Origin of the sequence: Flavobacterium cyclinae, assembly GCF_021172145.1 — a bacterium.
GTDB lineage: Bacteria > Bacteroidota > Bacteroidia > Flavobacteriales > Flavobacteriaceae > Flavobacterium > Flavobacterium cyclinae.
Genome location: NZ_CP089095.1, coordinates 2,260,847 through 2,286,621 on the forward strand (window position 1 = coordinate 2,260,847; position 25,775 = coordinate 2,286,621).

Consider the following 25,775-nt stretch of genomic DNA (forward strand, 5'->3'; position numbering starts at 1 on the left):
CAAGAAATATGAAAACTAATAAATCAGTTATTTACTGGCTACTTTCGGGATGTGTTTTGTTATTTATCATGGTAACTGTTGGTGGAATTACACGTTTAACCAACTCTGGTTTATCGATGACCGATTGGCATTTAATCAACGACACCTTCCCTCCTTTGTCGGAAGAAAAATGGGTAGAAGCATTTGAAGAATACAAAAAATATCCAGAATACCAATTAATTAACAAACACAAAGATTTTCAATTAGAAGATTATAAATTCATCTTCTTTTGGGAATGGTTCCACCGATTTATAGGTCGTATTATTGGTGTGGTTTTCATTATTCCGTTTGTATATTTTTTAATCAAGAAGAAACTAGACAAAGAAACGATTAAAAAGTGCTTTGTTTTATTAGGAATGGGGGCTTTTCAAGGATTCTTAGGTTGGTTCATGGTAGCCAGCGGTTTAAAAGACATGCCCGATGTGAGTCACTTCAGACTAGCAATTCACTTAACTTTTGCTTTTATTACGTTTGCTTACACGCTTTGGGTTGCCTTGGATTTAATTTACCCTGAAAGAAAATCACCCGTTTTAGAACTGCAAAAAATTGCACGTATTGCTTTAGCAATTTTAATCATTCAAATCATTTACGGAGGTTTTGTTGCAGGTTTAAATGCGGGATTAATTCACAACCATTGGCCTTTAATGAGTGATGGACAATTCTTTCATGAAAGTATAAAATTAGAACAATCAAATTTATTGTTATCTTTTACAGAAGGAAAAAGTGGCGTTCAATTCATTCACCGAACATTCGCTTATGTAGTAGTGGGAATGATTATTTTCTTATTCATAAAAAGTAGAAAATTTACTTTAGATAAAACGCAAGGTTCTGGTATTAAAACCTTATTAGTTTTTGTGTTTATTCAATTTATTTTAGGAGTTTTCACTTTATTATTCCACGTACCACTTTGGTTAGGATTAGCGCATCAAATTATGGCGTTCTTTTTATTAACAGCCATGACGTTTACGTTACATAGATTTAGTAAATAATGAAATACTATTTCCATCTTCAATATAAAATGATAAATCGTTCGTTTATTGAATATGGAATGCCTATAATTTTAGGTTATTTTATTCTGATTTTTGTTTTCATTTTGGGTTCCAAAACCCTTTTTGAAAAAGTAGATTATGCAACTTATCTTTACATTTTAACCTATTGTATTCTGATTCTAAAACTTAGTGAAGTTACTCGAAATAGATTTTTAAAATATTGTTTTAAATCCTCAGATTATAAACTCATTAGAATTACCGAAAACATTTTAATTGCTCTACCTTTCATTGCTTTTTTAATCTATCTTAAAAATTTCTTATTTATACCTGCATATCTAATTTTAGCAATCATTTTAGGGTTTATAAATATAAAATCTATTTATAATTTTATCATTCCAACCCCTTTTTCAAAAAAGCCTTTCGAATTTACTATTGGTTTTAGAAATACTTTTTATATTTTCCTTATTTCAATATTCTTATTATTTAAAGCAATTGAAGTAACCAATCTAAATCTTGGAATAGCAGCTTTAATTTCAATTTTTCTAATCTTATTTTCTTATTATTCCGTTCCCGAAACTTCGTTTTTTGTGTGGAGTTATAATTTAAATCCTAAATCTTTTTTAATCGAAAAAATTAAGACTTCTATTCTATATAGTTCCTTCATAGTTCTCCCATTTACTACAATTTTAGTCATTTTGTTTTTCGATAAAATAGAATCAATTGTAACTTTTTTAGCAATTGGTTACTTATTCCTAGTAACTATTATTTTAGCAAAATATGCTGCTTATCCAGATAAAATGAATATTATTCAAAGTGTATTACTTGCCTTTTGCATTTATTTTCCACCATTGTTAGTTATTGTAATTCCATATTTTTACCTTCAATCGTTAAAACAACTCAAACCGCTTCTCAAATGATTCAAATTGAAAATTTATCAAAAAAATATGACAACAAGGTTGTACTACAGTCTATAAATTTACTTTTTGAAAGTGGAAAAGTTTACGGATTAGTTGGAGAAAATGGTGCTGGGAAAACAACTTTATTTAATTGTATTGCAGGTTTAGAACCGTATGATGGCAAAATAAAATCTGACTATCCTTTATTAAAAAATCATTTAGGTTTATTGGTAACAGAACCTTACTTTTTTCCAAAAATTACTGGAAAAGAATATATTCAATTATTATGTAATGCAAGAAATATACATACTATTGACTTCGAAAAAAATAATATTTTTGACTTACCGTTAAATGAATATGCATCAAAGTATTCTACCGGAATGAAAAAGAAATTAGCCCTAACAGCTATTTTGCTTCAAGAAAACAAATATTTCATTTTAGACGAGCCTTTTAATGGAGTTGACATTCAAAGTAATATCATAATAACCGAGATCATACATAAATTAAAAGAACTAGGAAAAACAATAATTATTTCTTCTCACATTTTCTCAACATTAAATGATACTTGTGACGAAATAATGATTCTTGAAAACAATTCCATTTCAAAAAGAGTGCTTAAATCAGATTTTTACCAACTAGAAAATGAAATGAAAAAAAATTCAATTGGTAATAAAATTGAATTTCTGAATTTGAAGTAGCTAAATTTTCTTTTATCTACGATTCTAATAAGAATTTATTGTAACATTTTAATATTTCAATCGTTCTAATAAAGAACCTATTGAATAATATGAAAAGTATCAAAATCATTTTCAGTTTTTTACTTGTTTTTGCAATACATATTAGTTACTCGTGTAGTATGTACAAAGTAACCAAAAATGGCAGAACTATGGTGGGCTGTAATGAAGATGCTTGGAGAACTACACCTCATATTTGGTTTGAAATTGGAAACAAAAAAAATCATTTTGGAGCTGCTTTCACAGGTTCGCGATTCGATGGAACAAATGGATATGCACCTCAATCGGGAATGAATGAGCATGGTTTAGTTTTTTCGAGATTAGCATCGTATCATCCTAAAAATAAGAATTCCAATTTCAAAAACCAACTTAAAATAACGAATCCAACACAATATCTAAAAGACATTCTTCATACTTGTAAAACTGTTGAAGAGGTAAAAAAATATATTGAAAAATATGATTACAGTTATTTTATAGAAGACGTTTTCATTTACGTAGATAAAACCGGGAAATATATTGTGGTGGAACCTTACAAAATTATTTCGGGTAATGAGGCAAGTTATGTTTTATCTAATTTTTGTCCATCGATAACTTCAAAAGAAGATGCTTTTAAATTAGAACGTTATCAAAAAGGTGTTTTATTTTTGAATAACAAATTAGAAACCGATTTAGAATTTTGCCAAAAATTATCGGACACCATGCATGTTTGCAGAGAAAAAATTGGTGATGGAACACTATTATCTTCTATTTGGGATAACACAAACGGAATTGTGAATTTATACTTCTATCATAAATACGATACAACCATACAATTTAACATAAAAGAAGAACTGGCAAAAGGCAATCACATTATAAAAGTAGATACTTTATTTCCAAAAAATACTGAATTTGAAAAACTAGCTTCGTATCAAATACCGCATAACAATGATATTTTACGTTTATTTTTAGTGTTTTTCGGATTATTCTTTGCAATGAGTTCGGTATACTTTTTAGTGAATTATTTAAAAAACAGAAAAACCGATAACTTCAACAGTATCAAATTACTTTTAGTCCTTTTTGGAATTATTTTATTCTATTATATGTTTGTATTAAGTACAAATATCAATATTTTCTATTTTGCTTCGCCTTATAAGAGCAATTCAAGTATTGCTGTAAGCCTAACTTCTTATTTACCTTATGTGTTTTTAGTAATAATTATTCCATTAATTCGATTCAATTTAAAACTGATTCAAGAAAAAAATTGGAATAATTTAGCTGTAATTACTTTAAGCTTGAATACTATTTTATATCTGATTTTAATTGGTTTTTTTGTGTATTGGCGTTTTTATTTTAATTTTTAGTTACCCAATCCACTCCTTAAAATCACTTACACGTTCTCTGGCAACAATAACCTCATCGTCTTTATATGTTGGGAGAATAATTTTTAATCTTGAATTCGAGTATACCTGAATTTCCTTTACCGCTTTCAATGGAACTATGAATTTTCGACTTATGCGATAAAAGTCTTTTGGATTGATTTCAGCTTCTACAACTTCTAAAGTAGCATCGATTAGATAATCACGATTATCCAAAGTGTGAATATACGTTCCCTTGTTTTCACTGTAAAAACATTCTACTTCATCAATAGAAATCACTTTTAATTGTTGTCCAATTTTCACTGAAAAACGCTTTTTGAATTCCTTTTCAACTGGATTAACTAACATGCGTTTAATCGCTTCAAAATCTAATGAAATATTTTGCGACTGGGTTCTGGCTTTGAATTTATTGACTGCAATTTCTAAATCTTCTTCATCTATTGGTTTTAGTAAATAATCGATACTATTCAATTTAAAAGCTCTTAACGCATATTCATCATAAGCAGTTGTGAAAATCACGGCACTTTTGATGTGTTGTTGAGCTTTGTCGAAGTACTCAAATATCTCAAAAGACAAACCATCAGACAATTGAATGTCTAAAAAAATCAAATCGGGATGCGGATTATTTTGAAACCAAACGATTGATTCTTCAACAGAATGCAACATGGTATTGACTTGCAATCCTAATTTTTCAACTTTTCTTTGCAACAAACGTGCTGCTGGTTTTTCGTCTTCAATTATTATTATGTTCATTGTTATTTTTGATTAAAGTTCCAGTGTGTGTTGTCTGCTAACTGCGACTGAAAACTGTGACTAATTACTCCCACTTATTCGCCTTTTCTTTCTCCATAATTTCTTTAATCTTACGTTCTTCCCAATTTTGTCCCATAATCCAATTCGGCAAAAAAACCGAAAGTCCGTGAGCGACTAACCCAATTCCCCAAAAAAACGCTGTGAAAAAATTATGCATTTGGAAATAACTTTCTCCTTCATGTAAGTTTTGAATATTAATAATTACAATCATCGTATTGATTACTAAATAAACCAAACTATGCGTATAAAACCCTTTAATCTTTTTAACTCTTTTTAGTGCTTCTTGGTATTTAATATCACCTTCGTTTGAATTATTATATTCATTTGATTGATAGGTTCTTATTGTATTGCTGTTATGAGTATTCATTTCATTTGTAATTAAATTATCTTTTTCTAAAAGTTGTTGTATTTTATTGTCTTTCCATTCCGAATTAAAAACAGTATCCAACTTAAAAACTTTAATTCCGTGAATAAAAACTGGGATTCCAGCGCCTAAAAACACCCAAATTACCCATAATACTTCGGGTGTATATTTTAAATTAATAAATATCAAAATAATCATTACGATTAAGAAAATATATAGATGTCTATAGAAACCCTTAATATTTTTCAGTCTTTTTTGAGCTTTTTGATACTGTTCAAATTCATAATCCTTTTTCATTTGTTTTATTTTTTGATATATAGAATATCGTTATTTTTATTACAATGTTTGCCTAAACAAACTTTAAATTAAATGCGATTTAAGCTATTTCCATTTAGTATGTTCTTTATTTTCTTTTTCTAAAATTTCCTGAATTTTTTTCTCTTCCCATGATTTACCATATCCAAAAGTTTCTAAAGCATGAAAAGTTAAACCAAGTCCCCATCCTAGCATAGGAAACCAAAACCACTGAAAATTAGACGTTCTTAAATTAATAATAATCAATATGGGAATTACTAAACAGTAAGAAATTAAATTTCCATAAAATCCTTTTAATTGTTCTACTTTGTCTTTTGCTCTTTGATAAGCTAAATTTTCATTATAAATATTTTGTGTTTCCATGATGGTAATTTGTTTAGTTAAAATTGGTAGAAAAATTTTAAACTCTTTCTCGTTTTCTTCTACCAATACGGTTCTTTTAGTTAATATAGCATAGCGATTTACAATGTTTTGTAATCCTACACCTTTGCGATCTGTTAATACTTCTTTCTTTTGAAGATTATTTGTTACAACAAGTTGATTATTCTCGATGCTTATTTTTATATGCAGGGGTTTTGTTTCGCTAACTACATTGTGCTTAATACAATTTTCTAATAATAGTTGCAAAGACAACGGAACTACTTTAGCCTCTTCGTTATCAAAATCTTCTGGAATTTCAAATGTGATGCTGTTCTCAAATCGCATTTTTAATAAATTCATATAGGTTTTAGCAAATTGAAGTTCTTCTGCAACCGACACCAATTCTTTATCTTTTTGCTCCAAAACATAACGATAAACTTTAGATAACGAAGTCGTAAATTTTTGAGCATTATCTGGATTTTCTTCAATTAGCGAACTCAATACATTTAAACTATTAAAAAGAAAATGAGGATCAATTTGATTTTTTAAACTTTCAAACTGTGCCGAAGCCGTACCAGCAATAATTTTTTGCTCTTTTACTTTATTTTCTTGATAAGCTTTATAAAAATAAAAAGCATGAAATGCAAGAGTTACAATAAAGGTAATAACAATAGTAACTAAATAATTTGCAGCAGTTTCAGAAGCAAAAAAAGCTTCAAAAGTTTTGTTTTCAATTACTATATCCTCAAATATTCGAAGCAAAAAAATGATAAAAACGGAAATAATAAATGATCCTAAAAAACCAATTGTTATTCTTTTTTTTGAAAATCGATCAACTTCAAATTTATCATCTAAAAACATGAATAAATAAGCATTCGCAAAATACAAGGTTAATCCATAAAGCATGGTATATCCAAAGTTTGCAGCTAAATTTTTGTTCAATTGTATGCTTACACCTGAAATTAATCTAATTATAAGTAATACAAAAAAGATTAAAACTGCAATTACAAGTGCTCTTGGTAATTCTTTTATAAGCCTATTTATCATTATATTATAAAAATTATTTGCATTTATTTAATTCGTATTGTGCTCTATCTAATCCCCAACTTGGATGAAAAGCGGTTTCAGGTTTAAAAGTAGCAAAAAGTTCGATTGCTTTTTCAATTTGGGCGCACATTGGTTTTGTATCCTGTCCAAAATACTGTGCCATTCCTATTTCAAATGAAGCTTTTTGAAACACAACTCTCGGGTTTTCAGGAGCAATTTTGTATGCTTTGTTTAAAATATACATTACATCACCCGATAATTTTTGTCCGTTTGTCATAGGATCATAAACTATAGAAGCCGTATGAATCATGGCTTGCATCACTAATACTTCTGGATTATCTTGAGCTATCTCATTACAAACATCCTGAGCTTTTTGGGCAGATTCAATTAATGACAACATCTTAGTTTTGTCTTGTTCTACAAAAGCTTGAGTTGTATAAATAAGTGCTATGTAATAACTCGGTAACCAATTCGTTTTTTCAACCGAAGCGATGCGTTCTAATTGTGCCACTGCTTCAATAGATTTTCCTTCTTTCCAAGTTTGAAGAGCCTTTGCCATTCCTTGTTCAAATTGTGTTTGTGCACTTACTACAGAAGCAACAAACATTGCGATGATAGTGATTAGTTTTGTCATGATATTGTTGTTTTTAGTTATTAATTAATTTTTGATTTTGAAATTATTCTAGTCTTGTATTGTTTCACTTTGATGATTCAAATTTCCGTCAGATTTTATTCTTTTAAAATTGATTCTCACCGAACTGTTGATTTTTGATGATGAATTGTATTTTTTTAGTAATTAGTGATAAGTGAATAGTAATTAAAATTCCTTTTTATTTTCACTTTTTACTACAAATTATCCAAATTATTCGACTTTTTATTATCACTTATTGTCCAAAAGAACCCTACAAAAATGAATCGATCCGCAGCTTGTGTAATTGCTTGACGTTGAAATTGTCCTGTTGTATCAGCAGAATTTGCATATTGATAACCAAATACATTTTCAGTTCCTAAAATATTCGTCACAGAAAAAAATAATATTTTTTGTTGCGATAATAAGTAGGCCCAACTCAAACTTAAATTTGTAAATGACTTTGTTTTACCCGACATAAATTCTGTGACATTAGGATTATCATATGGTCTTCCCGAGTTGAAAGAATAAGTTGCACTAATTTGGGATTTCCATTTATCCATCCAATATTTTGTAACTAACGAAAAATTATGATTGGCAACAAAAGATGGGGTAACTTGATTTTCATAATTTCTAAAATCTCTTTCAGAATCAATATAGGAGTATGAAATCCAATAATCTAAATTTTTTATTGAATTATTATCTCTCCAAAATAAATCCAATCCTTTAGCATAACCAAAACCATTGTTATTATAATTACTATCAAAATTTGCCAACGTTCCGTCATATTTTACCAAGTCTTCATAGTCTTTATAATACACTTCAGCACGAAACATTCTGCCTTTCTTGTTATACATATAATTTAATATATAATGCGAAGTGGTTTCATAATCTAAATTAGAATCAAATTTCAAGTAATCTTGTCGTGCAGTTTGATTAAAATTTCCATAAGCCATTGAAAACTGACTATTTTCTGCCACTTTGTAAGCAAAAGAAACTCTTGGCTCCACTGTAAACTCATCAACAATAGAAGCATTTGAAGAACGTAATCCAACATTAAAAGCTACTTTTTTTGACAATAAAACTTCTGCTTCAGAATAAAATGCAATAGTATTATTTTCATAGCCATATCCAAAAACATTGAAGTTTTCATCAAAATTGGTATGAAAGAAATCGGCACCAACACTCAATTTAAATCGGTTTGAGAAGGAATTTCGCAATTTAAATTTACTATGTAATGTTCTTTCATTATTTGCAACTTTATCGGCTGAAATTCCAATTTTATTTTGTGCATAACCATAACTCAATCCGGTTTGAAGTTGTAAATTATCATTCAAATACCCTTTATACGAAGTATTGAAATAGAAATTATTGTTTTTCAAATCAAAACGAATTTTTTCATCAAAATTGATATCTTTCTGATTCAAATCGAAGGTAGAATAATCAAATGCACTATAAAATTTAAAAATTCCATTTTTAAATTTATATCTAAAAATACTTTCTCCTGAAAGAGATTGTACTGGTTTATTCCAATCTAAATTTTGAGGAACCATCTTTTGATATGGCGCCAAATTAATATAACTCGTATTCAAGGAAAAAGAACTTTTATCCCATTTTCTTGTTTTCCCTAATCCAACACCAACAGTCATAATTGAGATATCTGTTTGATTTTGAATTGGTTCATCAATCGTATTCATTAATAAAACACTCGACAAAGCATCTCCAAATTCGGCACTATAACCACCTGTAGAAAAGGTAATACCGCTAAACAAGAAAGGTGAAAATCTACCTCTAGTTGGCACATTGTTAGCACTAACTCCATAAGGTTGCCCTACTCTAATTCCGTCTACATAGGTTTGCGTTTCGTCCGCTTCTCCTCCACGAACAAATAACCTTCCGTTTTCACCAACCGTTTGTGTTCCAGGCAAAGTTTCTAATGCTGCAATAATATTTCCAGCAGAACCCGCCGTGGTTACAATATCCATTGCTTTAAGAGCTGTTGCTTTACTATTATCACCAGCTTTAAAAGTTCCAGCAGTTACTTCAACAGCATTTAAGGTGTTAAGACTTTCTTTAATCGTAAAAACTTTTGATTGAAATTTCTCAACCACAAATTCATAAATTATTGTTTCAAATGATAAAAAACTTATTTGCAATTGTTGATTTCCAGTGGCAGAAGTAGTAAAACTAAAGTTGCCATTTTCGTCAGATGTACTCCCATCGTAAGTGCCAATTACAAAAACATTAGCTCCTGAAACTGGAATTCCTTGTTCGTCGATAATTTGTCCTTTAATTTGGGTTTGTCCAAAAGAAATTAGTGAAGTAAATACGATTAAATAAGATAAGATTGTTTTCATTTTTATGATTTTGATGAAGCAAAGTTGCAATTGTATAATCAGGTTTAAAATTGAACCTAACCCAACTGTCATTTTTGTAGGATGAATTGTAACTTTCCCGATTTTATTTACTTTTACCAAAATTTGTTTCATGGCCTACCAAGATATTTTAGACGAAATTTATAATGAAGTCATCCAAATTGAGAACACCGGAAAAGTTGCCGATTACATTCCGGAATTAGCAAAAGTTGATGCAAATAAATTCGGAATTGCTTTAATAGACAATCATCAAAACGTGTTTTCAAAAGGTGATGCTTCAGAGAAATTTTCAATTCAAAGTATTTCAAAAGTTATTACCACTTCGCTTATTTTTTCTAAAATAGGAAACGATTTATGGCAACGCGTTGGTTATGAACCTTCAGGAAATTCGTTTAATTCACTGGTGCAATTGGAAAATGAAAATGGCATTCCAAGAAATCCGTTTATTAATGCTGGCGCTATGGTTGTAGCCGATTTAATGTTGGAACATTTTGAAAATCCAAAAGCATTTCTTCTTGATTTCGTAAGAGAACTAACTGAAAATCCAAATATCAATTACAATGAAAATGTAGCACAATCCGAAAAAGCTTTTGTTTACAGAAATGCGGCTTTGGTCAACTTTATCAAATCGTTTGGTAATATTAAGAATGAACCTGAGGCAGTATTAGACTTTTATTATTATCAATGTTCTATTGAAATGACTTGTGTAGATTTAGCCAAATGCTTTCAAGTTTTTGCAAACAATGGTAGTATTCCAAAGAGCAATACTAAGTTCTTAACACAAAGTCAATGTAAACGCATGAATGCTTTAATGCAAATGTGTGGATTTTACGACCAAGCGGGTGAATTCACGTTTAAAGTTGGGCTTCCAGGAAAAAGTGGTGTTGGTGGTGGCGTTGTAGCTTTATTTCCAAACCAATACACTGTTGCGGTATGGAGTCCGAAGTTAAATAAAAAAGGAAATTCGTTTTACGGTTTGGAAACATTAGAACGATTAACAACCCGAACGGAAACTTCAATATTTTAAAATCTTATTAACAATTCGCAAAAGCAAAAAAGTTTCTCGTAAATAATAATTACTTTTGCTTTTCTTAAAATTTCAAAGATTATGATTTACAAATTCCGAGTGATTCTCGATGCTGAAGAAGATATTTTTAGAGATATTGCCATTGAAAGCGATAACACCTTAGAAGATTTACATAATACTATTGTTAATGCTTTTGGCTTTGATGGAACAGAAACAGGTTCGTTTTTTACTTGTGAAGACGATTGGACTTGGAACGAAGAAGATGAAATTCCAATGTTTGACACAGGTGATGTTCCTGGGGAAATGAAAACCATGATAGATTTCAAAATTGATGATTTGATGCACCAAGACAATACTAAAATGGTCTATGTGTATGATTTCTTTAGTATGTGGACATTCTTTGTGGAATTAGCAGCAATTGAAGAAGAAAAAGAAGCTGGTGAAACCTATCCAGCGTTATTATTTTCTCATGGCGAATTACCAGCAGAAGCAGGTCAAAGCGGATTAAGAGGTGATATATCTAATGATGATATCTACGGAGACTTTGAAGACGATTTCGATGACGATGATTTCGACATGTTTGATGGCGATGACAGCTTCGAAGACATGGGATTTGAAGAAAATTGGAATTAATTAGCCAATGTGCTAATGTGGCAATGTGCCAATTATAAAAACTAAATTACTAACAATGTCAATTGGCTTATTGACTAATTGACAAATTGACACATTAATAATGATCAACTTATTTAACGCACATATCGAAAACCTATCGATTCATAGAGTAGGAAACAAAAGTAGAAACGAAGCTATTTTCTTATCGGAAAATCCATACGGGTTGAATGATGAAATTATGCCTTTGTTGAAGGAATTTTTCTTTAAACCTTTCAGAGAAAAAGAAGAAAACTATTTTCAGTTTGCTCATGAAGTAGATTTAGAATACAACGAAATGTACAATTTTGCTACCGAAGTTTTCAATAACCCAGGCGAAATTCACAACGTTTCAAAAAAAATCACGAAACACCTTTTCGAACAATCGAATCATCCACATATTAAAAACGGAGAAGTGTATGTTGCTTATTTTACGCACGTTTCTATAGATAATAATGTGGTTGATGCTATCGGAGTTTTCAAAAGTGAAGTACAAACCGATTTCTTACAATTCGAAGAAAACGGAAACAACTTAGAAATGATTTTACAACAAGGAATCAACTTGAATAAGTTGGACAAAGGTTGTATTATTTTCAATTACAAAAAAGAAGAAGGTTACAAAATTTTAACTGTAGATAGCAACCGTTACGATGCGCGTTATTGGTTAGAACATTTCTTGTCGGTTGATGCATTTCAAGATGAAAACTTCATGACAAAGAAATACTTAAAATTCTGTCAAGAGTTTGCCAAAGAAGTAGTTTTACCAGCAGAAGACAAACAACAAGAAGTATTGTTTATGAACCGTGCTATCAATCACTTTGCGAAAAATGATGAATTTGAAGAAACTGCTTTCTTAAATGAAGTAATGCAAAATCCTGAATTCATTCCAGAATTCAAAAATTATAAAGTAGATAAAGGTGCGAAATATAGTATCGAAGACGTTTCAAGTTTTCCAATTGCAAATGCTGCGGTGACAGATGTGCGTCGTACCTTAAAAAACACGATTCAATTGGATACGAATATCCAAATCAAATTGGATTTCATCAACCCTGAAAGTGCTGAGAAATTCGTTGAAAAAGGTTGGGACGAAGAAAAACAAATGTATTATTACTTAGTTTACTTTAATAAAGAGCAGAAATCATAAAAGTTAAAAACAGATGCATTATTCTCTAAATTTAGATTTTAATTTTTTTCATCCTTATCTTCCAAATGAATTTTGTATTAACATAAATGAAGATTTTAGATTTAAAAAATCTATAAATGCAAAAAAAATTACAATTAAAGCAAAAGATGAAGGATATGAATCAATTGTAACATTCTGTAACAAATTAAATTTAATTGAATCTGAAATAAGAGTTTTAGAAAATGGAAAAACTTATGAATCTTCATTTTACTATAACAATGAAACTTTAAAACTTGAGCGAATTATAATTAAAAATACAATAAGCGACAAAACATTTGAAGAATTTCAAATAAATTATTATTCTAATAAAATTAAAATTGATTCAAATATTTATCTGATAGAATATAAATATTCAAATCTTTTAGTTGACACCATTACTATAATTAATAAACAAACTAATTATATTGATGATATGTTTAAATTGATATACAATGATTCGGAAGAAATAATCAAAGTTGAAGAATATTCACAAATTGAAAATTCAGATGATGATAATCAATTAATTTTAGATAAACCAAAGTTGTTTTTTAATACTCATGTCAAAAAAAAATTAGTCAATAATATTTTAGAGATTGAACATAATATTGAAGATTTAATAGACAATACAATTGAAAAAAAAGTTTATATGTTTAATGAATTGGGTTTAATTTTGTCTGAACAGATTTATTCCAAATCAAAAGATAAAATAAATTCTCAAATTGTTTATGAATATGAATTTAATAATAATGGAGATTGGACTAAAAGAATTGCTAAAAGAAAAAATCTTGCAATTGAAAGCAATGAAACTTATAAAATAATTGAAAGAGAAATAATTTAAAAAAAACTCAATAATTAAAACCTCAATTACGAATTGTAATTGAGGTTTTTTTTGAAAGAACTTTAACAAAATATTTTGTTTAACTTTTTTGATTTTAAATTAAACATTCTGTACCTTTGAGAAAAATATTTAAAATCATGGCAAAAAAGAAAGAAATAAACAAAGAAGGCATTTTAAGTTTATATATCGATTATTTCTTAGAACACAACAAGCAACCGCAATCGGTTTATTTGTTTGCCAAACATGCTGGTTTTGAGGAAGGTTTGTTTTACAAATACTACGCTTCTTTTAACCAAATTGAGCAAAACTTTTTCACTTCGCTTTTCGATAATACATTAGAATTATTAGGAAAAAGTGAAGAATTCGCTTCATACGATGCTCGTACCCAATTATTGAGTTTCTACTTCACTTATTTCGAAATGTTAACTGCTAACAGAAGTTTCGTGGTAGCGTTATTAAAAGAAGACAAAAACAAATTGAAAAGTTTGTCAAAATTGAGCGAATTAAGAAAAAGCTTCAAACAGTTTTACGACACTTTAGACATTGAAAAAATCGATTTAAAACAAGAAAAGTTAATCGAAATTCAAGAAAAAACGATGAGCGAAATGGCTTGGTTCCAATTTTTATTCACCTTAAAGTTTTGGATTGAAGACACCTCAATTTCATTCGAAAAAACCGATATTTTCATTGAAAAATCTGTCAATACCAGTTTTGATTTAATGGATACTACTCCTTTTAAAAGTTTAATCGATTTTGGAAAATTCATGTGGCACGAAAGAGGCGCATTTAAAATGTAATCACATGAAAACAATCGATAGTATCCCAACATCAAAAATCCAACGCGCTTCTAAACTGATTCAAACCGGTGCAAAAGTGGGCGTGAATTATCTCAAATATTACGGAGATAAAATCACTAAAACCGAAGAAGAAGCCAAAGAATCACTGAATAAAAACAACGCTGCTGACATTTATGACAGTTTAAAGCAACTTAAAGGAAGTGCTTTGAAAGTTGCACAAATGTTGAGCATGGATAAAAATATTTTACCAAGAGCTTACGTGGAGAAATTCTCTTTGGCACAATTCTCGGTTCCACCGTTGTCGGCTCCATTGGTAAACAAAACCTTTAAAAATTACTTTGGTAAACAACCAAACGAAATATACGATACCTTCAATGCCACTTCGATAAATGCGGCTAGCATTGGTCAAGTGCACCAAGCTACCAAAGATGGGAAAAAACTTGCTGTGAAAATTCAATATCCAGGAGTGGCAGAAAGTATTAGTTCCGATTTGGCTTTAGTGAAACCTATTGCCATCAAAATGTTCAACATTAAAGGAAAAGACTCGGACAAATATTTCAAAGAAGTTGAAGATAAATTGATTGAAGAAACCAATTACATCAACGAAGTAAAACAAAGCATGGATATGGCAGAAGCTTGCCAAAACATTCCAAATTTAATTTTTCCAAAGTATTATCCTGAATGGTCTTCAGAAAAAATCATCACGATGGATTGGATGACAGGCGAACATTTGTCAGAATTCACCTCTCATAATACTGATGCTGAGAAATCGAATATTTTAGGACAAACACTTTGGGATTTTTATATGTTTCAAATGCACAATTTGAGAAAAGTACATGCTGATCCACATCCAGGAAATTTCTTAATAACGGAAGATACTAAATTAGTAGCTTTAGATTTTGGTTGCATCAAAGAAGTTCCAAATGATTTTTATATGCCCTATTTCGAATTAGCGAAAAAAGAAAACTTAAACAATCCGGAATTCTTCCAATCGAAATTATACGAATTAGAAATCTTAAGAAAAGAAGACACAAAAGAAGAAGTAGAGTTCTTCACTGAAATGTTCCACGAGCTTTTAAGTTTATTTGCTAGACCATTCCACGTTGAAGAATTTGATTTTTCAGACGAAGAATTTTTCGGACAAATTGCTGATTTAGGAGAACGTTATTCCAAAAACACGGAATTACGAAACATGAACGGAAATCGTGGCTCCAAGCATTTTATCTACATCAACCGAACCTTTTTTGGTTTGTACAATTTAATGCACGATTTAAAAGCCACAAAGGTTAAAATCAACAACTTTATTCAATATTAACTTACCCCAACTGTACCTTAAAATCCCTATTCAAGCCATAAGAATAGGGATTTTTAATTTTGTAGTTTTTACAACTTTAGTAACAAATCTGAAATTTGTTCGTCTTATCATTAAATCAAAAACGAACAAACTTGGAAACCATTTTAAAAATCTCAAATCTTCACAAGAAATTCAGAAAAGTTCATGCTGTAAATAACATTTCACTTGAAATCAAAAAAGGAAATGTGTATGGAATTTTAGGTCCAAACGGCTCAGGAAAATCAACTACACTGGGAATTGTATTAAATGTTGTAAATAAAACCTCAGGTGATTTTGAATGGTTTGACGGAAGTCTTTCTACTCATGATGCCTTAAAAAAAGTTGGCGCCATTATTGAAAGACCCAATTTTTATCCATACATGACAGCAGAGGAAAACTTAAAGTTAGTTTGCAAAATCAAAAACATTCCTTTTGACAAAGTCAATGAAAAATTACAATTAGTAGGTTTATTAGACCGAAAAGACAGTAAATTTAAAACCTTTTCTTTAGGAATGAAACAACGTTTAGCTATTGCTTCTGCCCTATTGAATGACCCTGAAATCTTAATCTTAGATGAACCAACAAATGGTTTAGATCCACAAGGCATTCGTCAAATTAGAGATTTAATTAAAATAATTGCCAATCAAGGCACAACTATACTTTTAGCTTCGCATTTGTTAGATGAAGTAGAAAAAGTATGTTCTCACGTTATTGTATTACGTTATGGAGTTACACTTTATCAAGGCACCGTTGACGGAATGTTAGCCAATGAAGGATTTTTTGAATTACATTCAGAAAACTTTGAAGAAATGGTTCGATTGGTTTCTCAACATCCTGCCGTCGAAAAAATTGAAATTCAGGATGGAAAAGCATTTGTGTATTTACTAGCTCCTTTAGAAGCGGGCGATCTAAATCAATACCTGTTTAGCAGAAATGTCGTATTAACCCATTTATTAAAACGTAAAACTAGCTTAGAGGAACAATTCTTAAAACTAACCAACTAACAACATTACAATGAAACGATTACTTACTATAGAATTACAAAAAATTTGGTTAAATAAGGCCAGTCGCGTTTTAAGTATTATATACTTTTTATCTTTATTCTTACTTGCAAGTATTGCACTTATTGAATTTGATTTTGGCTTTTTTAAATTTGAAGCGGCAAAAAGTGGTTTCTTTAATTTTCCCTATATCTGGCATTTTACTACCTATGTAGCATCATGGTTTAAAATATTTTTAGCTGTAATTATAGTTTCAATGGTTGCTAATGAATTTAGTTACGGAACTTTGAAACAAAACTTAATTGATGGTATGTCAAAAAAGGAGTTTTTACTCTCTAAATTGTTTACTATTATCCTTTTTTCATTTTTGTCAACTCTATTTGTTTTCATCATTAGTTTAATATTGGGATTAAAATATTCCTCATATACAGAATTTGAAATTATTTTTTCTGACATGAGTTATTTATTTGCCTACTTCTTAAAACATGTTGCCTTCTTTTCTTTCTGTTTATTTTTAGCATTATTAATCAAACGTTCTGCTTTTACTTTAGGTTTTATTTTTGTTTGGTTTTTAGGAGAAAATGTTGGGCATGCTATTTTAAAATATAATATTTTAGGATATACCCCTAAGGATAAAGACACTGTAGCTATTGACTGGGTTAAAGATGTTTTACCTCTAGAATCTATGTCAAATCTAATTATTGAACCTTTCACCCGTTTAAATTTTGTAAAATCAGTTTCAAATACTGTGGGAGCAACTTTTGAGAAAGATTATCATGTACAACCTATCTTTGTAGGCATCGTTTTAGCTTGGACAATTATATTTATTTTAACATCATTTTACATTCTAAAAAAGCGTGATTTGTAGTATCTTTGCAGATGCTATGAGTATATTTAAAAATACCATTTTTGGATTAATATTATGTCTGAATTTACAATTTACTAACGGGCAAAATATTACAGTAAATGAAAATTATACTGCACAAGAATTAGTTGAAGATGTTTTAATCAATAGTTCTTGTGCAAATGTCTTTAACGTTAGTGTTTCTGGAGGGAATTTTGCTTCTGGAGAAAAAAGTTTTGGTTATTTTGATGGAACTGGAACTACTTTCCCTTTTCAAAATGGAATAATAATTTCTACTGGAAAAATTAATAATGCTCCTGGTCCAAACTCCTATTTATCAGACGATGGTGGAAATATGGGATGGAACGGTGACTCCGATTTAAATCAAGCTTTAGGTTTGAGCAATACCTATAATGCCACTATTTTAGAATTCGATTTTATCCCATTAGGAAATAGAATCAGTTTTGATTATATATTTTCATCTGAACAATATTTATCAAATCCAATGTCAAATCAATGTAATTATACAGATGGTTTTGCATTTTTATTAAAAAGAAACGGTGATTCTGATTATCAAAATTTAGCTGTTGTACCGGGAACAAACACTCCAGTTAAAGTAAATACAGTAAGAGGTTCTGGCACCATTTGTCCACCAGCAAATGAAGCGTATTTTGATGCATTTAATGGAACTGATCATCCCACAAACTATAACGGACAGACCAAAATACTTACCGCAGAATCAACTGTAATTCCGGGCGAAACCTATCACATTAAATTAGTAATTGCAGATGAAGGAAATTACCGCTTTGATTCGGCTATTTTTCTGGGTGGTGGAAGTTTTAATTTTGGAATAGACATTGGTGAAGACCGATTAATTGCAACTGGAAATCCATTATGTCAAAATGAAACATTAACTGTTGATGCTACTCAAGTAGGAGCTACAAACTACCAATGGTATCAAAATGGTAATTTGATTCCTAGTGCTACAAATGCAACTTACAACATTACTGCTGCCGGAGATTACTTGGTTGAAATAGAGTATGGACCAACTTGTCAAACTACAGGACAAATAAAAATTGAATTTGCCGAAACTTTAACCCTTAATCAAAATACATTTACAGAATGTGATGCCGATAGCAATCAAGATGGAAAAACAGTTTTTGATTTAAACGCGATTAAAAATCTATTGTTTACCAACTTACCTTTAAATTATACTGTTTCATTTTTTGAAACACAAACAAGTACAACTGCTTTACCAACAAGTTATACTAATATTGTTGCTTTTAATCAAACTATATATGCTAGAATAACCAATATTCAAGGTTGTTATACTGATTATCCTGTTAATTTAATTATAAACACATTTAATGAGGTTGTTGCAGATGAAACTTTGGGTTTATGTGAAAATAATAGTCTAATATTAGACGCTGGCAACGGATTTTCATCTTACCTTTGGAATACAACTCCTGCACAAACCACCCAACAAATTACAGTGACTTCTGCGGGAACCTATACAGTAACCTTAACCAATGCTACGAATTGTTCTAAAGATAAAACATTTACAGTAGATGCCTCAGGAATTGCAACAATTGAGGAAATTTCGATTAATGATTTTCAAGAAAACAACAATGCTACAATTCGTATTTCTTCCTCAAGTTTAGGCGATTATGAATTTTCTTTAGACGGTGTTAATTATCAAGACACTCCATTTTTTTATAATTTAGAAGCAGGCGAATACACCGTTTATGTTCAAGACAAAAAAGGGTGTGGCATCACTTTTGAAACTTTCTATATTTTAGATTACCCAAAATATTTTACTCCAAATAATGACGGATTTAACGATACTTGGTTCATCAATAATCTTGAAAAAAGAGGTTTAGAAAACAGTACAATTACTATTTTTGATCGTTATGGAAAACTTCTAAAACAGCTTACAGGTTTTGGAGATGGGTGGAACGGAACTTTCAATGGCGAAACATTACCTTCAAGCGATTATTGGTTTGAAATTCAATTATCTAGTGGAAAATCTGTAAAAGGACATTTTACTTTAAAACGTTAGGCATAATAATTGCAGAATAGCTTACAAAATAATATATTCGCACTATGATGCAAATACACGAAATTGAAGCTATAAAATCACTTTTAGCTACACCAAAAAAAATTACGATTATACCACATAGAAACCCTGATGGCGATGCTATGGGTTCTACATTAGGATTATTTCACACCCTAAAACAGCTTAATCACGAAGTTACGGTTATAGCACCAAATGAATTTCCTGATTTTCTTGCTTGGTTACCCGAGAGCAATAAAGTCATGATATTTGAACGTAGTTTTGATACTTGTAAGGCTATTTTAGAAAAATCAGAATTACTATTTACATTAGATTTTAATGCACTTCACAGAACGGGAGAGCAAATGGAAAATGTATTAAAAACACTTTCTGCTCCTTATATTATGATAGACCATCATCAAGCTCCTGATGATTATGCAACTCATACATTTTCAGACACAACATATGGGTCAACTTGCGAAATGGTTTATGATTTCATAACTCAATTAGGTTTTGAAAACTTAATTAATAAAACAGTAGCAACGTGTTTGTATACTGGAATTGTTACCGATTCTGGAAGTTTCCGTTTTCCAAAAACTACAAGTAAAACACACCAATGTGTTGCCAATTTAATTGATAGAGGAATCAATAATAGCGAAATTCATAATTTACTATTCGATAATTCATCATACAATCGTTTGTTGCTATTAGGAAAAGCACTTCAAAACTTAAAAATGCTTCCTGAATTCAAAACAACTTACATCACATTGACACAAGATGAATTAAATGAATTTGGTCATCAAAAAGGAGATACAGAAGGTATCGTAAATTATGGTTTAAGTATTAAAGGCATCGATTTTACAGCTATTTTTATTGAAAACAAAGAAGAAGGAATTATTAAAATTTCATTCCGTTCTCAAGGTGATTTCGATGTAAATCAATTCGCTCGAAATCACTTTAATGGTGGCGGTCATATCAATGCGGCTGGAGGAAAATCTTTTTCATCTTTAGAAGAAACCATACAACAATTTATTGCTATTTTAGCAAAAGAAAAAAAATAATACCAATGAAAATTAAAATCGTATACTTTTTTTGCGCACTCTTTTTTTTAGCAAGTTGTTCACAACAGCAACAAGCTAGAAAACCCATAACGCATACTTCTGGAACTTTCATCAAAGAATCGATTGAAAGAAATAAAATTTTAATTGCCGATGAAGAAGATTTAATAGCGGAAGTTATTAAAAACGACTCTTTAAAATCTTATATTGCTTCTACAAAAGGATATTGGTACAAATACGAAACAAAAATTGAAGAAGTAGCTCCAACTCCAAAAAGAGGTGATATCGCTTTTTTTGACTATGAAATAAAAGATTTAAAAAGTAGAATTATCTATACTATAGCCGATACAAAACCCCAAACCTATTATGTAGATAAAGAAAACATTATGATGGGTTTACGTGATGGAATCAAACTTATGAAAAAAGGAGAAACCGTTACCTTTTTATTCCCTTCGCACATGGCTTATGGATATCATGGAGATGATAAAAAAATTGGTACAAACGAACCATTGATTTGCACCGTAAGTTTAAATGACATTAAAAAAGATACTGAAGCTAAAAATTAAAATAAAATGAAAAAAATTTCAATTCTGTTTGCAAGTATTATTGTTTTATTTTCTTCTTGCACAAAATCATATGACACCTTAGAACAAGGTCTTTATGCTGATATTGAAACTTCTAAAGGAAATATCATTGTAAAATTAGAATTTGAAAAAGTTCCAAATACTGTGGCTAATTTTGTAACATTAGCCGAAGGAAAAAATCCTTTTGTAAGTGAAGAGTACAAAGGAAAACCCTTTTATGACGGTTTAAAATTTCACCGAGTTTTATCTGATTTTATGATTCAAGGTGGCGATCCAAATGGAGATGGATATGGTGGACCTGGATATAAATTTAAAGACGAATTTTATCCCGATTTAAAACACTCAAAAGCAGGAATTTTATCAATGGCAAATGGTGGACCAAATACAAATGGTAGCCAATTTTTTATTACACATAAAGCTACACCTTGGTTAGATAATATGCATACCGTTTTTGGTGAGGTTATTGAAGGTATAGAAACTGTAAATGCTATTGAAGCAGACGATGTAATTGAAAAAATAACAATTGTAAGAAACGGCAATGCAGCTAAAAAATTTGATGCAGTAAAAATTTTCAAAAATTATTATTCCAAAGTAGAAAAAGAAATTAAAGAAGCTGAAGTAAAATATAAACAATTACTTGAAAACAAAGTCAAAGAAATAACAAGTTTACAAGCTACAGGTACCAAAACTAAATCAGGTATAATTTATCAATACTTAAAAAAAGGTACTGGTAAAAAACCTACTAACGGAACACCAGTTTTAATTTATTATGCAGGTTACTTAGAAAATGGTCAACTTTTTGATACAAACTATGAAGATGTAGCTAAAGTTTATGGAAAATTTGATCAAAATAGAGCCAATCAAAATGGTTATGCTGGTTACCCTACTACAATTGGAAATCTTCCATTTATTGCAGGTTTTAATGAAGGTGTAGACATGATGAATTTTGGCGATAAAATATTAGTTTACATTCCATCAGAATTAGGATATGGACAAAATGGAGCTGGTGATGCCATTCCGCCAAATGCAAATATTATTTTTGAAGTAGAATTATTAGAAGTTAAATAACCAAAATAAAACGATAAAATGAAAAACATAATTAAATCTATTCTAGTTGTTTTAAGTTTTGTAGGTATCTCTTATGCTCAAAAAAACAAACAAGAAGGAATCTTTGCAGAAATAAACACTGTAAAAGGAAAAATTGTAGTGGAATTAGAATACAAAAAAACACCAATTACAGTTGCTAACTTTATTTCACTAGCAGAAGGAAAAAATCCAAAAGCAGATGCAAAATTCAAAGGAAAACCTTATTATAATGGATTAAAATTCCATAGAGTTATTGCCGATTTCATGATACAAGGTGGTTGTCCAGATGGTAAAGGAACCGGTGGACCTGGTTATAAATTTGATGATGAAATTGTAGTTGACTTAAAACATTCAGGAAAAGGAATTTTATCTATGGCAAATGCAGGACCTGCAACAAATGGAAGTCAGTTTTTCATCACACACAAAGCAACACCATGGCTTGATGGAAAACATACCGTTTTTGGACACGTAGTGAGTGGATTAGAGGTCGTAGATAAAATTACTCAAGATGATGTAATAACATCTGTTAAAATAATCCGAGTTGGAAAAGAAGCAAAAAAATTCAATGCAGAAAAAACATTTGCTGATTACTTTGCTAAAAAAGAAATAGCCGAAAAAGAAGCTATTGAAAAACAAAAAGTTGCCAAAGAAAAAGCTTTAAAAGAATTTGAAAATGCTGCTTCCACAGCAAGTGGATTAAAATATATTGTTCTTAAAGAAGGAACAGGAAACAAACCTGTTGCAACAAGTAATGTAAAAGTGCATTATACTGGAATGTTCTTAGATGGTAAAGTATTCGATAGTAGCGTTCAAAGAGGAGAAACTATTGATTTTGGATTGAACCAAGTAATTAAAGGTTGGATAGAAGGTATACAATTAATGCCAGAAGGTTCAAAATATAAATTTTATATCCCTTCAAATTTAGCTTATGGCGAAAAAGGTGCTGGCGGCGTTATTCCACCAAATGCCGATTTAATTTTTGAAATTGAATTAATTAAGATTAATAATTAAAAATAAAGAAGCCGCTAAAAAATTAGCGGCTTCTTTATTTCAATTAAAATTTCCAATCAAAATCATCTTCTTTTTCTTTGAAAACTGCTCCCAATTCAATTTTAATAATTTCGTTGTAATCTACATGAAAAAACAACCAATTGGGTTCATTAAAATAACTTACAACACCTTCATTTGTATCCATTTCAAAAGGTTTAATTTTATTTTTTTCTAAAATTGGATACACTTCACTCCAATCTTTTCCAATTAAAAAAGAATTAAACAACTTCACTCCTGAATTTGAAGTAGTCATATATCCTAATTTAAAATCTTCATCTTTATAAAAAGTCAAACGAAGTTTTCTTGTATGATACATGTACACAACATTTTCATCTTCATCTTTATAACTTGAATCGGGTTTACCTAAAATTTTAATTACATCTTGCTCTTTCATTCCAAAAAGCAAATTGTCAATTCCATATTTTAACTTAATTTCCATCACAATGATATTAAAAAAATCCCGACTAAAAGTCGGGATAAAAATTATACTATTTTAAAACGTTTTCTATCGTTTTCATTCAAATAGATTTTACGTAAACGTAACGATTTTGGCGTAACTTCTACATACTCATCTTTCTGAATGTATTCTAATGCTTCTTCTAAAGAGAATTTGATAGCAGGAACAATTCTTGTTTTGTCATCCGCTCCAGCAGAACGGAAGTTGGTTAACTGTTTCGTTTTAGTGATATTAATAACCATATCATCTCCACGAGAGTTTTCACCCACTACTTGACCTTCGTAAACATCTTCATTAGGGTCAACGAAGAATTTACCTCTATCTTGTAATTTATTGATTGAATAAGGAATTGCTTTACCATTTTCCATAGAAATCAATGAACCATTGATACGTCCAGCAATTTCTCCTTTATATGGTTGGTACTCAATAAAACGGTGTGACATGATAGCTTCACCTGCAGTAGCCGTTAATAATTGATTTCTTAAACCAATAATTCCACGAGATGGAATGTTGAATTTAATAATCATACGATCACCTTTTGGTTCCATAGATAACATTTCCCCTTTACGAACAGTAACAAACTCAACAGCTCTTCCTGAAAGGTTTTCTGGTAAATCGATAGTTAACTCTTCAATTGGCTCACATTTAACACCATCAATTTCTTTAATGATTACTTGTGGTTGACCAATTTGCAACTCATATCCTTCTCTTCTCATCGTTTCAATTAAAACCGATAAGTGAAGAACTCCACGACCAAAAACCATAAATTTATCAGCAGAATTTGTTTCTTGAACACGTAGTGCTAAGTTTTTCTCTAATTCTTTTTCCAAACGTTCTTTTACGTGACGAGAAGTTACGAACTTGCCTTCTTTACCAAAGAAAGGAGAATCGTTAATTGTGAACAACATACTCATGGTTGGCTCATCAATAGCAATAGTTTGCAATGCTTCAGGGTTTTCAAAATCAGCAACAGTATCACCAATTTCAAAACCTTCTAAACCAACTAATGCACAAATATCACCCGCTACAACTTCTTCTACTTTTTTACGTCCTAAACCTTCAAAAGTGTGTAACTCTTTAATTTTAGTTTTGATAATTTTACCATCTCTTTTTACTAAAGAAACATTCATTCCTTCACGTAAAACACCTCTTTGTAAACGACCAATTGCAATACGACCTGTAAATGAAGAGAAATCTAAAGATGTAATTAACATTTGAGGCGTTCCTTCAGAAACTTTTGGTGCAGGAATATTTTCCAATACCATATCTAAAAGAGGCTCAATATTTTCTGTTTGATTTTTCCAATCGTCAGACATCCAGTTATTTTTCGCCGAACCATAAACTGTTGGGAAATCTAACTGCCATTCTTCAGCACCTAATTCAAACATTAAGTCGAAAACTTTTTCATGTACTTCTTCTGGAGTACAGTTTTCTTTATCTACTTTATTAATAACAACACAAGGCTTTAATCCTAAGTCAATTGCTTTTTGTAATACGAAACGCGTTTGAGGCATTGGTCCTTCAAAAGCATCCACTAAAAGACAAACTCCATCAGCCATATTAAGTACACGCTCTACTTCACCACCAAAATCGGCGTGACCTGGAGTATCGATAATGTTGATTTTTGTTCCTTTGTAAGTTACTGATACGTTTTTAGAAGTAATCGTAATTCCTCTTTCACGTTCTAAGTCATTATTATCTAAGATCAAATCTCCTGTGTTCTCGTTTTCACGAAACAACTGACAGTGGTACATAATTTTATCAACCAAAGTAGTTTTACCGTGGTCAACGTGTGCAATAATTGCGATGTTTCTAATAGAAGTCATTTACTTATTTTTTTGAAGGTGCAAAGGTAATGTTTATTTTGATAAAAACACTATAGTAATCAATACTTTAGTAGAAATAACAAAATGATAACGTAT

Annotated in this window: 24 protein-coding genes; 17 read left to right on the forward strand and 7 right to left on the reverse strand. The window is 30.2% G+C overall.

Annotation, left to right across the window (positions count from 1 at the left end; all coding sequences use genetic code 11):
* Positions 1–8: 8 nt before the first annotated feature.
* The 4 genes from LOS86_RS10510 (at position 9) to LOS86_RS10525 (ending at position 3,998) form a co-directional block, all read left to right on the forward strand.
* Positions 9–1,028: a COX15/CtaA family protein gene (locus tag LOS86_RS10510; protein WP_231842062.1), complete on the forward strand. Its 1,020-nt coding sequence runs from the start codon at positions 9–11 to the stop codon at positions 1,026–1,028.
* Complete coding sequence (locus tag LOS86_RS10515; protein ID WP_231842063.1) at positions 1,028–1,945, forward strand: ABC transporter permease; 918 nt, start codon at positions 1,028–1,030, stop codon at positions 1,943–1,945. Before LOS86_RS10510 ends, LOS86_RS10515 begins: the two co-directional genes overlap by 1 nt.
* On the forward strand, positions 1,942–2,622 hold the full coding sequence (locus tag LOS86_RS10520) for an ABC transporter ATP-binding protein (RefSeq protein ID WP_231842064.1): 681 nt from the start codon (positions 1,942–1,944) through the stop codon (positions 2,620–2,622). Before LOS86_RS10515 ends, LOS86_RS10520 begins: the two co-directional genes overlap by 4 nt.
* 89 nt (positions 2,623–2,711) lie before the next feature.
* A complete protein-coding gene (locus tag LOS86_RS10525; protein WP_231842065.1) occupies positions 2,712–3,998 on the forward strand; it encodes an Ntn hydrolase family protein in 1,287 nt (428 codons plus the stop codon).
* Here the strand turns inward: LOS86_RS10525 and LOS86_RS10530 are convergent, their stop codons facing one another.
* The 5 genes from LOS86_RS10530 to LOS86_RS10555 form a co-directional block, all read right to left on the reverse strand.
* A complete protein-coding gene (locus tag LOS86_RS10530; protein ID WP_231842066.1) occupies positions 3,999–4,766 on the reverse strand; it encodes a LytR/AlgR family response regulator transcription factor in 768 nt (255 codons plus the stop codon).
* Between the two features lie 64 nt (positions 4,767–4,830).
* Positions 4,831–5,487 carry a 2TM domain-containing protein gene (locus LOS86_RS13680; protein ID WP_309508759.1) on the reverse strand — a complete coding sequence of 219 codons (657 nt, stop codon included), beginning with the start codon at positions 5,485–5,487 and terminating at the stop codon, positions 4,831–4,833.
* A gap of 84 nt (positions 5,488–5,571) precedes the next feature.
* Entirely contained in the window at positions 5,572–6,912 is a 1,341-nt protein-coding gene (locus LOS86_RS10545; protein WP_231842067.1) for a 2TM domain-containing protein, read from the reverse strand.
* Between the two features lie 13 nt (positions 6,913–6,925).
* Positions 6,926–7,546, reverse strand: coding sequence for a hypothetical protein (locus LOS86_RS10550; RefSeq protein ID WP_231842068.1), 621 nt, complete (start codon positions 7,544–7,546; stop codon positions 6,926–6,928).
* A 212-nt stretch (positions 7,547–7,758) separates the two neighbouring features.
* Positions 7,759–9,897 carry a TonB-dependent receptor gene (locus LOS86_RS10555; RefSeq protein ID WP_231843932.1) on the reverse strand — a complete coding sequence of 713 codons (2,139 nt, stop codon included), beginning with the start codon at positions 9,895–9,897 and terminating at the stop codon, positions 7,759–7,761.
* 130 nt (positions 9,898–10,027) lie between these two features.
* On the opposite strand from LOS86_RS10555, the gene LOS86_RS10560 reads away from it, so the two are divergent.
* The 13 genes from LOS86_RS10560 to LOS86_RS10620 all read left to right on the forward strand — a co-directional run bounded on the left by LOS86_RS10560 (position 10,028) and on the right by LOS86_RS10620 (position 23,357).
* Positions 10,028–10,942 carry a glutaminase gene (locus LOS86_RS10560; protein WP_231842069.1) on the forward strand — a complete coding sequence of 305 codons (915 nt, stop codon included), beginning with the start codon at positions 10,028–10,030 and terminating at the stop codon, positions 10,940–10,942.
* Positions 10,943–11,023: 81 nt separating this feature from the next.
* Positions 11,024–11,575, forward strand: a complete 552-nt coding sequence (locus LOS86_RS10565; protein WP_231842070.1) for an IS1096 element passenger TnpR family protein — start codon at positions 11,024–11,026, stop codon at positions 11,573–11,575.
* Between the two features lie 100 nt (positions 11,576–11,675).
* Entirely contained in the window at positions 11,676–12,734 is a 1,059-nt protein-coding gene (locus LOS86_RS10570) for a nucleoid-associated protein (RefSeq protein ID WP_231842071.1), read from the forward strand.
* Positions 12,735–12,747: 13 nt separating this feature from the next.
* Complete coding sequence (locus LOS86_RS10575) at positions 12,748–13,590, forward strand: hypothetical protein (protein ID WP_231842072.1); 843 nt, start codon at positions 12,748–12,750, stop codon at positions 13,588–13,590.
* Positions 13,591–13,727: 137 nt separating this feature from the next.
* The gene (locus LOS86_RS10580; protein WP_231842073.1) at positions 13,728–14,387 is read left to right on the forward strand and encodes a TetR/AcrR family transcriptional regulator; all 660 of its coding nucleotides are present in this window, start codon (positions 13,728–13,730) and stop codon (positions 14,385–14,387) included.
* 4 nt (positions 14,388–14,391) lie between these two features.
* Positions 14,392–15,702: an ABC1 kinase family protein gene (locus LOS86_RS10585; protein WP_231842074.1), complete on the forward strand. Its 1,311-nt coding sequence runs from the start codon at positions 14,392–14,394 to the stop codon at positions 15,700–15,702.
* Between the two features lie 131 nt (positions 15,703–15,833).
* Positions 15,834–16,724: an ABC transporter ATP-binding protein gene (locus LOS86_RS10590; protein ID WP_231842075.1), complete on the forward strand. Its 891-nt coding sequence runs from the start codon at positions 15,834–15,836 to the stop codon at positions 16,722–16,724.
* Positions 16,725–16,734: 10 nt separating this feature from the next.
* Entirely contained in the window at positions 16,735–17,589 is an 855-nt protein-coding gene (locus LOS86_RS10595; RefSeq protein WP_231842076.1) for an ABC transporter permease, read from the forward strand.
* 16 nt (positions 17,590–17,605) lie between these two features.
* The gene (locus tag LOS86_RS10600) at positions 17,606–19,624 is read left to right on the forward strand and encodes a choice-of-anchor L domain-containing protein (RefSeq protein ID WP_231842077.1); all 2,019 of its coding nucleotides are present in this window, start codon (positions 17,606–17,608) and stop codon (positions 19,622–19,624) included.
* A 44-nt stretch (positions 19,625–19,668) separates the two neighbouring features.
* Positions 19,669–20,679, forward strand: a complete 1,011-nt coding sequence (locus tag LOS86_RS10605) for a DHH family phosphoesterase (protein WP_374107572.1) — start codon at positions 19,669–19,671, stop codon at positions 20,677–20,679.
* Between the two features lie 5 nt (positions 20,680–20,684).
* Entirely contained in the window at positions 20,685–21,242 is a 558-nt protein-coding gene (gene gldI / locus LOS86_RS10610) for a gliding motility-associated peptidyl-prolyl isomerase GldI (protein WP_231842078.1), read from the forward strand.
* Positions 21,243–21,248: 6 nt separating this feature from the next.
* Entirely contained in the window at positions 21,249–22,328 is a 1,080-nt protein-coding gene (locus LOS86_RS10615) for a peptidylprolyl isomerase (protein WP_231842079.1), read from the forward strand.
* A gap of 18 nt (positions 22,329–22,346) precedes the next feature.
* Positions 22,347–23,357 (forward strand): peptidylprolyl isomerase, encoded by a 1,011-nt coding sequence (locus tag LOS86_RS10620; RefSeq protein ID WP_231842080.1) that lies wholly within the window; start codon positions 22,347–22,349, stop codon positions 23,355–23,357.
* 43 nt (positions 23,358–23,400) lie between these two features.
* Here LOS86_RS10620 and LOS86_RS10625 read toward each other — a convergent pair whose 3' ends face one another.
* On the reverse strand, positions 23,401–23,835 hold the full coding sequence (locus LOS86_RS10625; RefSeq protein WP_231842081.1) for a hypothetical protein: 435 nt from the start codon (positions 23,833–23,835) through the stop codon (positions 23,401–23,403).
* Between the two features lie 44 nt (positions 23,836–23,879).
* Positions 23,880–25,679 (reverse strand): translational GTPase TypA, encoded by a 1,800-nt coding sequence (typA, locus tag LOS86_RS10630; protein WP_231842082.1) that lies wholly within the window; start codon positions 25,677–25,679, stop codon positions 23,880–23,882.
* Positions 25,680–25,775: the final 96 nt, after the last annotated feature.

Excerpts from the sequence above, each read along its gene's own strand:
- LOS86_RS10510 (WP_231842062.1), top strand. The coding sequence starts at position 9 with ATGAAAACTAATAAATCAGTTATTTACTGGCTACTTTCGGGATGTGTT.
- LOS86_RS10515 (WP_231842063.1), top strand. The coding sequence starts at position 1,028 with ATGAAATACTATTTCCATCTTCAATATAAAATGATAAATCGTTCGTTT.
- LOS86_RS10520 (WP_231842064.1), top strand. The coding sequence starts at position 1,942 with ATGATTCAAATTGAAAATTTATCAAAAAAATATGACAACAAGGTTGTA.
- LOS86_RS10525 (WP_231842065.1), top strand. The coding sequence starts at position 2,712 with ATGAAAAGTATCAAAATCATTTTCAGTTTTTTACTTGTTTTTGCAATA.
- LOS86_RS10530 (WP_231842066.1), bottom strand. The coding sequence starts at position 4,766 with ATGAACATAATAATAATTGAAGACGAAAAACCAGCAGCACGTTTGTTG.
- LOS86_RS13680 (WP_309508759.1), bottom strand. The coding sequence starts at position 5,487 with ATGAAAAAGGATTATGAATTTGAACAGTATCAAAAAGCTCAAAAAAGA.
- LOS86_RS10545 (WP_231842067.1), bottom strand. The coding sequence starts at position 6,912 with ATGATAAATAGGCTTATAAAAGAATTACCAAGAGCACTTGTAATTGCA.
- LOS86_RS10550 (WP_231842068.1), bottom strand. The coding sequence starts at position 7,546 with ATGACAAAACTAATCACTATCATCGCAATGTTTGTTGCTTCTGTAGTA.
- LOS86_RS10555 (WP_231843932.1), bottom strand. The coding sequence starts at position 9,897 with ATGAAAACAATCTTATCTTATTTAATCGTATTTACTTCACTAATTTCT.
- LOS86_RS10560 (WP_231842069.1), top strand. The coding sequence starts at position 10,028 with ATGGCCTACCAAGATATTTTAGACGAAATTTATAATGAAGTCATCCAA.
- LOS86_RS10565 (WP_231842070.1), top strand. The coding sequence starts at position 11,024 with ATGATTTACAAATTCCGAGTGATTCTCGATGCTGAAGAAGATATTTTT.
- LOS86_RS10570 (WP_231842071.1), top strand. The coding sequence starts at position 11,676 with ATGATCAACTTATTTAACGCACATATCGAAAACCTATCGATTCATAGA.
- LOS86_RS10575 (WP_231842072.1), top strand. The coding sequence starts at position 12,748 with ATGCATTATTCTCTAAATTTAGATTTTAATTTTTTTCATCCTTATCTT.
- LOS86_RS10580 (WP_231842073.1), top strand. The coding sequence starts at position 13,728 with ATGGCAAAAAAGAAAGAAATAAACAAAGAAGGCATTTTAAGTTTATAT.
- LOS86_RS10585 (WP_231842074.1), top strand. The coding sequence starts at position 14,392 with ATGAAAACAATCGATAGTATCCCAACATCAAAAATCCAACGCGCTTCT.
- LOS86_RS10595 (WP_231842076.1), top strand. The coding sequence starts at position 16,735 with ATGAAACGATTACTTACTATAGAATTACAAAAAATTTGGTTAAATAAG.
- LOS86_RS10600 (WP_231842077.1), top strand. The coding sequence starts at position 17,606 with ATGAGTATATTTAAAAATACCATTTTTGGATTAATATTATGTCTGAAT.
- LOS86_RS10605 (WP_374107572.1), top strand. The coding sequence starts at position 19,669 with ATGATGCAAATACACGAAATTGAAGCTATAAAATCACTTTTAGCTACA.
- gldI (WP_231842078.1), top strand. The coding sequence starts at position 20,685 with ATGAAAATTAAAATCGTATACTTTTTTTGCGCACTCTTTTTTTTAGCA.
- LOS86_RS10615 (WP_231842079.1), top strand. The coding sequence starts at position 21,249 with ATGAAAAAAATTTCAATTCTGTTTGCAAGTATTATTGTTTTATTTTCT.
- LOS86_RS10620 (WP_231842080.1), top strand. The coding sequence starts at position 22,347 with ATGAAAAACATAATTAAATCTATTCTAGTTGTTTTAAGTTTTGTAGGT.
- LOS86_RS10625 (WP_231842081.1), bottom strand. The coding sequence starts at position 23,835 with ATGGAAATTAAGTTAAAATATGGAATTGACAATTTGCTTTTTGGAATG.
- typA (WP_231842082.1), bottom strand. The coding sequence starts at position 25,679 with ATGACTTCTATTAGAAACATCGCAATTATTGCACACGTTGACCACGGT.